The sequence below is a fragment of the Streptomyces sp. NPDC048473 genome (assembly GCF_043200155.1).
Classification (GTDB): domain Bacteria; phylum Actinomycetota; class Actinomycetes; order Streptomycetales; family Streptomycetaceae; genus Streptomyces.
The window spans coordinates 73,366-85,741 of the sequence record NZ_JBICXE010000008.1 but is presented as its reverse complement, the minus strand read 5'-3'; the positions used below and the strand labels follow the sequence as shown (position 1 = coordinate 85,741).

The window sequence follows — 12,376 nt, the reverse complement described above, 5'->3', positions numbered from 1 at the left end:
CCTGATGGCCGTCGCTGTCAGCGGCGCTCCCGGTCGCGCGCCCGGTCCAGCGCGTCGTCGAGGGTTCGCGCGGCCGTGATGAGCGAGAGGTGGGTGAACGCCTGGGGGAAATTGCCCAGTTGCTCACCGCTGGGGCCGATCTCCTCGGCGAAGAGACCGACATGGTTGGCGTACGTGAGCATCTTCTCGAAGGTGTAGCGCGCCAGGCGCAGCCTGCCGGCGCGGGCCAGCGCGTCGACGTACAGGAAGGTGCAGAGACTGAACGTGCCCTCGGAGCCCCGCAGACCGTCCGGCGAGGCGGCGGGGTCGTAACGGTAGACGAGGCTGTCGGACACCAGGGTGCGGTCCATGGCGTCGAGCGTGGACAGCCAGCCCGGATCCATGGGGGCGAGGAACCCCACCCTGGGCATCAGGAGAAGCGAGGCGTCCAGCACCCCGCCGTCGTAGTGCTGGACGAACGCCTGCTCCGATTCGCTCCACCCGCGTTCCATCACCTGTTCGAGAATGGCGTCCCTGACCCTGGTCCACCGGGCCGTGTCGGCCGGTCTGCTGAGTTCGGCCGCCAGACGCAGGCCGCGGTCGAAAGCGGTCCAGCACATCACCCGGCTGTAGGTGAAGTCCTGGCGTCCGCCGCGGGTCTCCCAGATGCCTTCGTCGGGCCGGTCCCAGAGGTCCGCGAGCCAGTCCAGTGTCCGGGCCACGGCCTTCCAGCCCCGGTAGCCCGCCTGAACACCCACCTCATGTCCTTCGGAGAGTGCGTAGAGGGCTTCGCCGTAGATGTCGAGCTGCAACTGGTCGGCGGCGGCGTTGCCGAGCCGTACCGGGTACGAGCCGCGGTAGCCCTCGAAGTGTTCCAGGATCTCCTCCGTCAGCAGGGGCTCCCCGTCGACGCGGTACATGACCCGGAGGGCTTCGCCCTCGATGCCCTCGCGGTCCCGGAGCCGGTCGGCGAGCCAGTGGGTGAAGGCGGTCGCCTCGTCCACGAATCCCAGGTCGAGCAGGGCCCTGACCGACAGCGAGCCGTCCCTGACCCAGGTGTAGCGGTAGTCCCAGTTCCGTTCGCCGCCGACCTGCTCGGGCAGGCCCATGGTCGCCGCTGCGACCGGTGCGCCGGAGGGCGCGTACGTGAGAAGCTTGAGAGTGATGGCGGAGCGGTTGACCATGTCGGACCAGCGGCCCCGGTAGTGGGAGGTGCGCACCCATCTCTGCCAGAAGTCGACTATCTCCCAGAGCTGTTCGGTGATCGTGTCGACGGTCGGCACCGGTGGAGCGGGCCCGCCCGCGTCGCAGACGGTGAAGACCGTCACCGCTGACTCCCCGACGTTCAGGACCACTTCACCCAGGACGTCCTGGCTGTCGCGCGTCACGGGGAAGCTGCTCTGCAGATGCGCGGCGATCCCCGGCGCCCGGAACACGGCTCCTTCGGGGCGCAGTTCGAGCTCGTGGGAAGCGCGGCCGTAGTCGAAGCGGGGCCGGCACTCCATCGAGAAACGTACGGTCCCGCGCACCGCGCGCACGGCTCGCACCAGGGTGTGCCGGTCGGTGGGGATCCCGGTGCGTACCGGTGGCATCCAGTCGAGCACCTCACCGACCCCGTCCGGCGACATGAAGCGGGTGACCAGGACCGCGGTGTCCGGGTAATACAACTGCTTGCAGGAGTGCCCGGGGGTGCAGGGTGCCAGCCGGAAGCAGCCGCCGCCGCCGTGGTCGAGCAGGGCGGCGAAAATGCTGGGGGAATCGAACCTCGGGGCGGCGAACCAGTCGACGACCCCCTGCGAGGAAACCAGTGCGGCAGTCTGCAGATCGCCCACCAGCCCGTGTTCGGCGATAGGGGGGTATCGGTCCATGAGTGTCCAATCCCAGACAGATCCCGGTGCAATCCACTATCCGTCCGGTGCCCGGAGATCGCCCGATGTGGCCTTGCCGACGCGGCACCCCGAGCTCCTGATGTAAAGGGCCTGGATTGCTGGACGTGTCGTCTGTGGTGTTACTGGAAGAGGAACCACCCGGCACATCCGGTCCGGGTCCGTCCGGCGGCGCCGGGGCGGGATTCGTGGAGGTTCAGGATGGACATGATCCATGTCCGCGCGGTGAGCCCGCCGGATCTGACCGACCAGGTGGTGGGCCTGCTCGCCGATGATCCATGTGTGCTGAATCTGATCGTGCAGCCGGCTGCGGCACGCAACCCGGACGGCGACGGCATCGCCTGCGACGTGCTGACGGGCGCGGCCAATGAAATCCTGCGCAGCCTGCGCGCGCTGCACCTGGACCGCCGCGGCTCGATCGTCATCGAGCCGGTGGACATGGCCTTCTCCGGCCGGGCGACCGACCTCGGAGCCGAACAGCTCGGGCCGCTGACCCGCGCACCGGTCTGGGAGCAGGTGGAGGCACGCATCCGCTCCGAGGGCACGTACGCGCCGAGCTTCTACCTCTACTTCGTCATCGCGGGGATCATCGGCTCGGTCGGGATCGTCACCAACTCCCAGATCCTGATCGTCGCGGCGATGGTCGTCGGCCCCGAGTACGGTGCCATCGTCAGCATTGCGCTGGGCATCGACCAGGGCGACCGGACAAGGATCCGGCGGGGGCTCCTGGCGCTGTTCACGGGCTTTGCGCTGACCATCGTCGTCACCTTTCTCTTCAGTCTCCTGGTCCGCGGTTTCGGCCTGGAGACGGCCGCGTTCGACGCGGGGCTGCGGCCGGTCTCCAACCTGATCAACACCCCCAACTTCTTCTCGGTCGCCGTGGCGGCGCTGGCCGGCATCGTCGGCATCGTGTCCCTCACCGAGGCCAGAACGAGCGCCCTGCTCGGTGTGTTCATCTCGGTCACGACCATCCCGGCCGCCGCGGACATCAGCGTCTCCACCGCGTTCACGAGCTGGCCCGAGGCATGGGGGTCGCTCGTCCAGCTGCTGGTCAACATCGCGGTGCTGATCGTGGTGGGCACGGCCGCGCTCAGGTGTCAGCGGGCGATCTGGCGGCGGGTCGGTCTCCGGCACGACCCGGCGGGGCGGCGATAGCGGTCCGGTCACGGATCGTGACGTACGAGCCGCCCAGATGATGCCGGAACCGCGCCGAGCCGCGATGATCGGACGGAGGACGCACGGTGCAGAGCGGTCAGGAGGGTCTCGGATGCCCCAGGACGCCACCTCGATGCTCCGTACCGCACCGCACGCGACGCCCGGACAGCGAGCGGCTCGCGGCATGGCGGCCCGGCGTGACACGCCACGCTCCAGCCATGCCGCGGCGAGCGACATCTTCCTCGGCCATGCGAGGGTCGACGGGATCGACGGCCGGCGCCGCGACTTCTACGTACGACAGCTGCGCGACCGGAAGGGCCGAGCCGAGCCGGAGGACATGGCACCGGCCGGCATGCGGGTGCTGGGCGAGGTCTGCGGCACCACATTGGCCCGCGCCCACGCGCGGTCCGGCGACCGGATCGCGATCGCCGCCTGTCTCGGGCGCGGCCACACGTTCGACCGGGCGCTGACGTACTTCGCCGAGAAGTACGCCGACCAGAACGCGCGGGACCACCGGGCGCTGGTCGATGCGGTACGCACGGGCCGGCTTCCCTCGGCCGGGGGCGTCTGAGGCACCCGCCGGCATGACGCGTGCTCACATCGGACGGTGACTCCGGCCGTTGTGACCCCGTGGGCGGTAGCCCGCCCACGGCGTTTGGTCCAAGCGAATGGCCGTACGAAAATCACCGCCCGCACACAGCGGGTGCATCACAGCCATGTCCCCGCATTGTGCTAACTCCTTGTGGACGCTTGCGGGACAGCGTGTTCCAGATGGGTTCCGACGCTGAGGAGACAACGATCATGTCGGCCAAGCCCGTCGCGGCACCCACCACGGCGCCACCGGACCCCTTCACGCTGATCCGCACCCGTGCTTACGCCACGCTCCTCATGGTGGCGGCGATTCTCGGAGTCCCGGTCTCGGCGGTGGCATTCGGCTTCCTCGCCCTCGTCCACGAACTCCAGTCGCTCACCTACAACGACCTGCCCAAGGCGCTGGGCTTCACCGGCACGCCCTCCTGGTGGCCGGTGCCGCTGCTCGCCGTCGCGGGCCTGCTGGTCGGGCTGACCGTCCGCCACCTCCCCGGGAAGGGCGGCCACCGGCCCGCAGACGGTCTCATGAACACGGGGGCGCCCTCGGCGGTGGAGCTGCCCGGCATCGCGCTCGCGGCGCTCGCCTCGCTGGGCGTCGGGGCGGTGCTCGGTCCCGAGGCGCCGCTCATCGCGCTCGGCGGCGGTCTGGCCGTGTGCGCGGTGCGCCTGGTCAAGCCCGGCATCAGCCCCAAGGCGAGTGCCGTGGCGGGAGCCGCGGGGAGCTTCGCCGCCATCAGCGCACTGCTGGGCTCTCCGCTCCTGGGCGCCTTTCTCCTGATGGAGGCCTCGGGGCTGGCCGGGATGATGCTCGGAATGATCCTGGTGCCGGGCCTGCTCGCCGCGGGTATCGGAGCGCTGATCTTCACCGGTCTCGGCTCATGGACCGGCCTGGGGACGTACTCCCTGGCGCTCCACCATGTGCCCCACGCCGAGGAACCCGACCTCGCGCAGTTCGGCTGGGCGGTCGTGCTGGGCCTCGCGACAGCCTTCGCCGGTACGGGCATTCAGCGGCTCGCCCTGTTCCTGCAGGCCCGGGTCGAGCGGCGGACAGTGGTGGCCACCGTGGTCATGGGCCTGGTCGTCGGCCTGGTGGCGTTCGTGTACGCACAGGCCACGGGAAGGGACGCGTCCGGGGTGCTGTACTCCGGGGAGAGCGCGCTGGACCCGCTGCTCTCCGAGAGCGCGGGCTACTCGGTTGCCACACTCCTGGTCCTCGCCCTCTGCAAGGCGCTGGCGTACTGCGCGTCCTTGAGCAGTTTCCGGGGAGGCCCCGTCTTCCCGGCGATGTTCGCAGGAGCCGCGGGCGGGATCGCGCTCTCCCATCTCCCCGGGCTGAACCTGACGTCGGGCTTCGCGATGGGCATCGGCGCCATGTGCGTGGCGATGCTGAAGCTGCCGATGACCTCGGTGCTGCTGGCCACCCTGCTGCTGGGGTCCGAGGGCCTCACCGTCATGCCGTTGGTGATCGTCTCGGTCGTGGTCTCCTATGTCGTCACGCTCAGGCTCGCTCCGTCCCCGGCCGCCGTACCTCCGGCACCCGACGCTCCGACGGGTGCCGGCACGCGACCGGATCGAGGATGACGGGCAGGCCGTGACCTCAGGTCCCTTCCTCCCCCTGCGGACTGGCGCACAGCGCCCAGAGGATGAAGACATTGATGGCGATGAGCACGATGGACCAGAACGGGTAGAAGGGCAGCCACAGGAAGTTGGCGAGTGCACCCAGGCCTACGAGCACGATGCCCACGACGCGTGCCCATGCGGCCCCGGTGAACAGCGCACAGCCGGCGAGGACTATGACGATGCCCAGAATGAGGTGGATCCAGCCCCAGCCGGTGAGGCTGAACCGGAACACATAGTTGGGCGTGGTGACGAACACCTTGTCCTTGGCGATGGCGGCGATCCCTTCAAAGATCGCCATCGCTCCGCCGAAGATCATCAGAACCGCCGCGAAGGCAGTCCAGCCATAGCGGAAGGGATGATGCGAACTCGGGGTGGCACCACGCGCCACACTCGGCCCGTTGCTGGCACTGGCCATATCGGCCTCCTCGGGTAGCAGAGCAACCCGGCCGACCCGAGTGGGCCCGCCGGGACCTCCCCGAACAAGGGTGGCACGACAGCACCCGCTCAGCAGAACAACCACGTCCGGCCGTCCCATGACACAGCTTTTCTCCAGTCAGGGATATCATCTCTGACGTGAGAGAATTCGAAGAGGCGGAGCCTGGCTCCGTCGACGCCCGGCTCGCCGCGCGACTGGGCGAACTGCGTACCGAACGCGGCTGGTCGCTGGACGAACTGTCCCGGCGCAGCGGGGTGAGCCGCTCCACGCTGTCCCGGCTGGAGCGCGGCGAGCTGAGCCCGACCGCCGCGCTGCTCGGCAAGTTGTGCACGGTCTACGAGCGGACGATGTCCCGGCTGCTGATGGAGGTGGAGGCGGAACCACCGCAGCTGGTTCCCGCCGCGCGGCAACCGGTGTGGAGGGACGAGGCATCGGGCTTCGTACGCCGCTCGGTCTCGCCGCCGCACGCCGGTCTGCGCGCGGAGGTCATCGAGGGCACTCTCGACGCGGGGGCCGCCATCGCGTACGAGAACGCCCCCGTGTCCGGTGTGGAGCAGCATGTCTGGGTGCTGGAGGGGACGGTCGAGATCACCGTCGACGACGCCGTGCACACCGTGCGCAGCGGCGACTGTCTGCGCTTCCGGCTGCGCGGCCCTTCGCGCTTCCACTGCCCGGGACCGGAGCAGGTCCGCTACGCACTGATGATCGTCCTGCCGTGAACGCTGTGAAAGCCGTGAAAGGACCCGACTCATGACCGAGATCGTCCCGGTCTCCGGACCCGAACTGGTCACCTACGCCGACGAGTTGGCCGCCCTCCTGGTGGAGGCCGTGAACGGCGGATCGTCGGTGGGATTTCTCGCGCCGCTGGAGCGTGACGTGGCCGCCGCCTGGTGGCGGGAGAGGGCCGGGTCCGTCGACGCCGGACACCTTCAGGTCTGGATCGCCCGGGACGCGGAACGGGTGGCCGGGACCATCGGCCTGGTCCGGGCTCCCCTGCCGAACGCCCGCCACCGCGCGGAGGTGGCCAAGCTGATGGTCCGTCCGTCGGCCCGCGGCCGGGGTCTCGGCCGGTCGCTGCTCGCCGCCGCCGAGCGGTCGGCCGCCGAGGCGGGGGTCACACTGCTGGTGCTGGACACCGAGAGCGGCAGTCCCGCCGAACGGCTCTACCGTTCGGCGGGCTGGACGGAGTGCGGATCGATTCCGGACTACGCCTGCGACCCGGCAGGGGTCCTGAAACCGACAACCCTCTACTACAAGGCGGCCGGCCGGGCGACCGGGTTCGTGCCGATCAACTCGCAGACGTGACAATGGCTGTGGAAGTCACCCTCACAAGGAGAGCCTCATGACGCTGTACGACATCCCCCTGCGCACGCTCACCGGCGAGCCCACCTCCCTGGCCGACTACCGCGGCCGGGCGGTCCTGTTGGTGAACGTCGCGTCGAAGTGCGGACTCACCCCGCAGTACGCGGGCCTGGAGCGGCTGCAGAGCGAGTACGCGGACCGCGGTTTCACCGTGCTCGGCGTGCCGTGCAACCAGTTCGCCGGCCAGGAGCCGGGGAGCGCGGAGGAGATCCAGACCTTCTGCTCGACGACGTACGGTGTCAGCTTCCCGCTGCTGGAGAAGACCGACGTGAACGGGGAAGGGCGCCACCCGCTGTATGCCGAGCTGACCGGGCTCGCGGACGAGGACGGCGAGGCCGGTGACGTCCAGTGGAACTTCGAGAAGTTCCTCATCTCGCCCGCGGGCGAGCCGGTCGCGCGCCTGCGCCCGCGCACGGAGCCGGAGGCCCCGGAGCTCATCGCGGCCATCGAGTCCCAGCTGCCCGCCTGACCGGATCGGCCGTTTCGTTCGCGATCGCCGGGCGGGCCGAATTTCAGCCCGCCCGGCGATTGAGGACATGCAGGGCCCCGCGCTAGCGGATCGGCATGCCCGAGAGGGTGCGGGCGATCACCAGGCGCTGGATCTCGCTCGTGCCCTCGAAGATCGTGTAGATCGCCGCGTCCCGGTGCATCCGCTCCACCGGGTACTCACGGGTGAAGCCGTTGCCCCCGAGGATCTGGACGGCCTGCGCGGTGACCTTCTTCGCCGTCTCACTCGCGTACAGCTTGGACATGGAACCCTCGGCCGAGGTGAACGGCTTGCCGGTGGCCGCCATCCAGGAGGCACGCCATACCAGCAGCCGGGCCGCGTCGATCTGCGTGCGCATGTCGGCGAGCTGGAAGGCGATGCCCTGGTTGTCGATGATCGGCCGGCCGAACTGGGTGCGGGTCTTCGCGTAGTCCAGCGCGACCTCGTACGCCGCACGGGCCGTGCCGACCGCCATGGCGCCGACCGCGGGGCGGGATGCCTCGAAGGTGGCCATCGCCGCGTTCTTCACCCGCTCGCCACCGGACGCGGCACGCTCGCGGGCCCGGGCCAGGCGCTGGTCGAGCTTCTCCTTGCCGCCGAGCAGGCAGTGGCCGGGGACACGGACGTCCTCAAGGACGACCTCGGCGGTGTGCGACGCACGGATGCCATGCTTCTTGAACTTCTGGCCCTGGGAGAGGCCGGGGGTGTCCGGCGGCACGATGAACGAGGCGTGCCCCTTGGAGCCGAGCTCCGCATCGACCACGGCGACGACGACATGGACGCCCGCGATGCCGCCGTTGGTCGCCCAGGTCTTGGTGCCGTTCAGCACCCACTCGTCCTTGGCCTGGTCGTACACCGCGCGGGTGCGCATGGAGGCGACGTCGGAGCCCGCGTCCGGCTCGGAGGAGCAGAAGGCGGCGACCTTGACATCGTCGGCGTCGCCGTACATCTGCGGGATCCAGGTGCCGATCTGCTCCTCGGTGCCGTTGGCGAGGACACCCACGGCCGCCAGGCCCGTACCGACGATCGACAGGGCGATGCCCGCGTCCCCCCAGAAGAGCTCCTCCATCGCCATCGGGATACCGAGGCCCGTCGGGTCGAAGAACTGCTGGGCATAGAAGTCGAGGGAGTAGATGCCGACCTTGGCCGCCTCCTGGATGACGGGCCAGGGCGTTTCCTCACGCTCGTCCCACTCCGAAGCCGCCGGACGGATCACATCCGCGGCGAAGCCGTGAAGCCAGTCACGGACCTGCTTCTGGTCATCGTTGAGTTCGAGCGTGAACTCGGCCATATTCCCCTCCACGTACTGCCCTGAAAATCCACTCGTTACTTGCGGTAACCGCAGTCTGTTACCGACAAGTAGCCTCTGTCAACCGCCCGGGTGCCGATCCGCATCCCGCAGGGCAGGGTGTTACGTTGCGCAGGCAGGACGCAATTGCATGGCCAGGGGTGGGGAGAGGCGACATGGAGACCACACGACAGGCCGAGCGCCAGCGGACAGCGGCCGAGAGCCGCCGCCGCGAGCTGCTCGAGGCCGCCGACCGCGTGGTGCTCAGGGACGGGCCGGGGGCGTCGATGAACGCCATCGCGGCGGAGGCCGGAATCACCAAGCCCATCCTCTACCGGCACTTCGGCGACAAGGGCGGCCTCTACCGCGCCCTCGCCAAGCGCCACACCGACGCCCTGCTGATCGCTCTGCGGGCCGCGCTCGACGCACCCGCCGAACGCCGCCGGCGCGTGGAGTCGACGCTCGACACCTATCTCGCGGCGATCGAGGCCCGTCCGCAGGTCTACCGCTTCCTGATGCACCCGTCCGACGACTCGGCACCCTCGACCGAGCAGGGCTTCGATGTCGGACGGCACTCCGCGCCGCTGCTGCGCCGGCTCGGCGAGGAGCTCGCCCTGGTGATCGCCGAGCGGGTGGATCTGGGCCCGGACAGCGAGGCCATGGCCCGCATATGGGGCCACGGCATCGTCGGCATGATGCACGCCGCGGGCGACTGGTGGCTGGGTGAACGCCCCTGCTCCCGCGAGCAGTTGGTGCGCAGCCTGGCGGATCTGCTGTGGGGCAGGCTGGCCGCCGCGGGCGACCGGCCCGGCGGCCCGGGATTCTGAGGGACGTGCGGTCAGCCGCCCGGCGCCCAGGGCGCCCGGCGGGCCGCGCGCAGCGCCCTCGCCCGGCGCAGCCCGGTCAGCCGGTCCGTGTACACCGTGCCTTCGAGGTGGTCGCACTCGTGCTGGAGGCAGCGGGCGAAGAAGCCGGTGCCGGTGACCCGTACCGGTTCGCCCTCGACAGTCACTCCCTCGACGACCGCACGGTCGAAACGCGGGGTGCCGGCCTCGATACCGGGCAGCGAAAGACAGCCCTCCGGGCCACGTACGGTGACGCCGTCCGCCTCGACCAGCTTCGGGTTGACGAGATGCCCGAGGTGACGGACGTCTTCGTCGTCCGGGCAGTCATAGACGAACACCCGCAGCGGAACGCCGACCTGATTGGCCGCGAGTCCGACGCCCTGGGCCGCGTACATGGTGGCGTACATGTCCTCGACGAGGCGGGCGAGGGAGGGGCCGAAGTCCGTGACGGGTTCGCAGGCGCCGTGCAGCACCGGATCACCGAGCAGACTCATGGCACGAATCAGTCCGGAACTGCCGGGGATCGGGCGGTTTCGCATGGCGGCAATCGTACGTTCCACGTGACCTCCACCTTCCCGGAGGTGCCGCGGTGCGGTCGCCGCGCCGGACATCGATAGGCTGGGCGTGGACCGATGCAAGGAGGATCTAGGACGATGGCAGGCAACACGGACCCGCTGTCGCCACGGGCCAAGCTGGCCGTGACGGCGGGTAAGGCCGCGGCGGCGGTGTCGCGCGCTGCGGGGCGCGGCAGCGGATCGGTGATCGGCGGCCGGGTGGCGCTCAAGCTCGACCCCGACCTGCTGGGGCGGCTGGCGCAGCACCTGGATGTGATCCTCGTGTCGGCGACGAACGGCAAGACGACGACGACCCGGCTGATCGCCGAGGCACTGCGGGCCGCGGGTCCGGTCGTGTCGAACGCGCTCGGCGCGAACATGCCGGCGGGCATCACCTCGGCACTGGCGGGCGGCTCGGACGCGAAGTACGGCGTGATAGAGGTCGACGAGAAGTATCTCGCCGGGGTCGCTCGCGACACGACGCCCAAGGTGATCGCGCTGCTCAACCTCTCCCGCGACCAGCTGGACCGCGCCGCGGAGACCCGGATGCTCGCGGAGAAGTGGCGTGAGGGGCTGTCCGGATCGAAGGCCGTGATCGTCGCGAACGCCGACGACCCGCTGATCGTCTGGGCGGCGTCCTCCTCCCCCAATGTGGTGTGGGTGGCGGCCGGCCAGGCGTGGAAGGACGACGCCTGGTCCTGCCCGTCCTGCGGTGGTGTGATGCAGCGTCCCGGCGACGACTGGTTCTGCGGCGAGTGCGGATTCCGCCGCCCCGCCCCCAGCTGGGTGCTGCACGGCGACTACGTCCTGGACCCGCACGGTTCGGCGTGGCCGATCCACCTCCAGTTGCCCGGCCGCGCCAACAAGGCCAACGCCACCAGCTCCGCCGCCGTGGCCGCCGTCTTCGGTGTGCCGCCGCAGGTCGCGCTGGAGCGCATGTACCAGGTGCAGGCCGTCGCGGGACGCTACGACGTGGTGTCCTTCCTCGGCCGTGAGCTGCGGCTGCTGCTGGCGAAGAACCCCGCGGGCTGGCTCGAAACGTTCTCCCTGATCGACCCGCCGCCCACCCCGGTGATCCTCTCCGTCAACGCCCGCGGCGCGGACGGCACGGACACCTCCTGGCTGTGGGACGTGGACTACACCCAGCTCGCCGGTCACCCGATCTTCGTGCTCGGCGACCGCAAGCTGGACCTCGCGGTCCGTCTCGAAGTGGCCGGTCTCGACTTCCGGGTCTGCGAGAACCTCGACGAGGCCGTGCAGCAGGCCCCGCCCGGCCGTATCGAGGTCATTGCCAACTACACCGCCTTCCAGGACCTGCGCCGTCGTGTCGGCAACTGACCCCGGCCCCGGCCACCTCCGGAGAGGACGAAGCATGAGCAACAACGGTCTGCGTCTGGTCTGGGTCTACCCCGACCTCCTCAGCACCTACGGCGACCAGGGCAACGCGCTCGTGGTGGAGCGCCGGGCCCGGCAGCGCGGTCTCGACGTGCAGCGCGTCGACGTCCGCAGCGACCAGCCGGTCCCGACGTCCGGCGACATCTATCTGATCGGCGGCGGTGAGGACCGGCCGCAGCGTCTCGCCGCGGAGCGGCTGCGCCGCGACGGCGGGCTGAGCCGGGCCGCGTCCAACGGCGCGATCATCTTCTCGGTCTGCGCCGGGTACCAGATCCTCGGCCATGAGTTCATCAACGACCTCGGTGAGCGCGAGCCCGGTCTCGGGCTGCTCGACGTGGTCTCCACCCGCGGCGAGGGGGCCCGGTGCGTCGGTGACGTACTGGCCGACATCGACCCGCACCTCGGCCTGCCGCCGCTGACCGGTTTCGAGAACCACCAGGGCATCACCCATCTCGGCCCGACGGCGCGGCCGTTCGCCCGGGTGCAGTTCGGCCGGGGCAACGGCACCGGCGACGGCACCGAGGGTGCGTACAACGACACCGTCTTCGGTACGTACATGCACGGGCCCGTGATGGCGCGCAACCCGCTGATCGCGGATCTGCTGCTGAAGCTGGCCCTCGATGTCAACGCCCTGCCGCCGACGGACGACCGCTGGTTCGAGGCGCTGCGCGCCGAGCGCATCGCCTCGGCGACCCAGCCCGCCTGATGAGGCACATTTCGCTCAGCTGAGCGGCGTCCAGCAGGCGGACGCCCGGTTCGGTCCCGCCACCCTGCGCCG

General features: G+C 70.0%; 12 protein-coding genes and 1 pseudogene. 9 read left to right on the top strand and 4 right to left on the bottom strand.

What is annotated here, in order from left to right; genetic code table 11:
* Window positions 1–17: 17 nt before the first annotated feature.
* Window positions 18–1,847: a glycoside hydrolase family 15 protein gene (locus tag ACGFU7_RS16390; protein ID WP_393696318.1), complete on the bottom strand. Its 1,830-nt coding sequence runs from the start codon at window positions 1,845–1,847 to the stop codon at window positions 18–20.
* A gap of 219 nt (window positions 1,848–2,066) precedes the next feature.
* Between ACGFU7_RS16390 and ACGFU7_RS16385 the strand changes: the two genes are divergently transcribed.
* The 3 genes and pseudogenes from ACGFU7_RS16385 to ACGFU7_RS16375 all read left to right on the top strand — a co-directional run bounded on the left by ACGFU7_RS16385 (window position 2,067) and on the right by ACGFU7_RS16375 (window position 5,192).
* On the top strand, window positions 2,067–3,020 hold the full coding sequence (locus ACGFU7_RS16385) for a DUF389 domain-containing protein (RefSeq protein ID WP_393696317.1): 954 nt from the start codon (window positions 2,067–2,069) through the stop codon (window positions 3,018–3,020).
* A 127-nt stretch (window positions 3,021–3,147) separates the two neighbouring features.
* A pseudogene (locus ACGFU7_RS16380) lies at window positions 3,148–3,591 on the top strand (DUF2252 family protein); the annotation flags it as partial.
* 230 nt (window positions 3,592–3,821) lie between these two features.
* Entirely contained in the window at window positions 3,822–5,192 is a 1,371-nt protein-coding gene (locus tag ACGFU7_RS16375) for a chloride channel protein (RefSeq protein ID WP_393696315.1), read from the top strand.
* Window positions 5,193–5,208: 16 nt separating this feature from the next.
* Here ACGFU7_RS16375 and ACGFU7_RS16370 read toward each other — a convergent pair whose 3' ends face one another.
* On the bottom strand, window positions 5,209–5,646 hold the full coding sequence (locus ACGFU7_RS16370) for a hypothetical protein (protein WP_393696313.1): 438 nt from the start codon (window positions 5,644–5,646) through the stop codon (window positions 5,209–5,211).
* A gap of 158 nt (window positions 5,647–5,804) precedes the next feature.
* Here ACGFU7_RS16370 and ACGFU7_RS16365 point away from each other — a divergent pair, with 158 nt between their 5' ends.
* The 3 genes from ACGFU7_RS16365 to ACGFU7_RS16355 are packed head-to-tail and all read left to right on the top strand — an operon-like array spanning window position 5,805 to window position 7,498.
* The gene (locus ACGFU7_RS16365; RefSeq protein WP_393696311.1) at window positions 5,805–6,386 is read left to right on the top strand and encodes a helix-turn-helix domain-containing protein; all 582 of its coding nucleotides are present in this window, start codon (window positions 5,805–5,807) and stop codon (window positions 6,384–6,386) included.
* Window positions 6,387–6,417: 31 nt separating this feature from the next.
* A complete protein-coding gene (locus tag ACGFU7_RS16360) occupies window positions 6,418–6,972 on the top strand; it encodes a GNAT family N-acetyltransferase (RefSeq protein WP_393696310.1) in 555 nt (184 codons plus the stop codon).
* Between the two features lie 37 nt (window positions 6,973–7,009).
* A complete protein-coding gene (locus tag ACGFU7_RS16355) occupies window positions 7,010–7,498 on the top strand; it encodes a glutathione peroxidase (RefSeq protein ID WP_393696308.1) in 489 nt (162 codons plus the stop codon).
* A gap of 82 nt (window positions 7,499–7,580) precedes the next feature.
* Here the strand turns inward: ACGFU7_RS16355 and ACGFU7_RS16350 are convergent, their stop codons facing one another.
* Window positions 7,581–8,807, bottom strand: a complete 1,227-nt coding sequence (locus ACGFU7_RS16350; protein ID WP_393696306.1) for an acyl-CoA dehydrogenase family protein — start codon at window positions 8,805–8,807, stop codon at window positions 7,581–7,583.
* 173 nt (window positions 8,808–8,980) lie between these two features.
* Between ACGFU7_RS16350 and ACGFU7_RS16345 the strand changes: the two genes are divergently transcribed.
* Complete coding sequence (locus tag ACGFU7_RS16345; RefSeq protein ID WP_376221062.1) at window positions 8,981–9,631, top strand: TetR family transcriptional regulator; 651 nt, start codon at window positions 8,981–8,983, stop codon at window positions 9,629–9,631.
* An 11-nt stretch (window positions 9,632–9,642) separates the two neighbouring features.
* Here the strand turns inward: ACGFU7_RS16345 and def are convergent, their stop codons facing one another.
* Window positions 9,643–10,188, bottom strand: a complete 546-nt coding sequence (gene def, locus ACGFU7_RS16340; RefSeq protein WP_393696304.1) for a peptide deformylase — start codon at window positions 10,186–10,188, stop codon at window positions 9,643–9,645.
* Window positions 10,189–10,302: 114 nt separating this feature from the next.
* On the opposite strand from def, the gene ACGFU7_RS16335 reads away from it, so the two are divergent.
* Both ACGFU7_RS16335 and ACGFU7_RS16330 read left to right on the top strand, forming a co-directional pair.
* Window positions 10,303–11,541 carry a MurT ligase domain-containing protein gene (locus ACGFU7_RS16335; protein WP_393696302.1) on the top strand — a complete coding sequence of 413 codons (1,239 nt, stop codon included), beginning with the start codon at window positions 10,303–10,305 and terminating at the stop codon, window positions 11,539–11,541.
* Window positions 11,542–11,575: 34 nt separating this feature from the next.
* Window positions 11,576–12,304, top strand: coding sequence for a type 1 glutamine amidotransferase (locus ACGFU7_RS16330; RefSeq protein WP_393696300.1), 729 nt, complete (start codon window positions 11,576–11,578; stop codon window positions 12,302–12,304).
* Window positions 12,305–12,376: the final 72 nt, after the last annotated feature.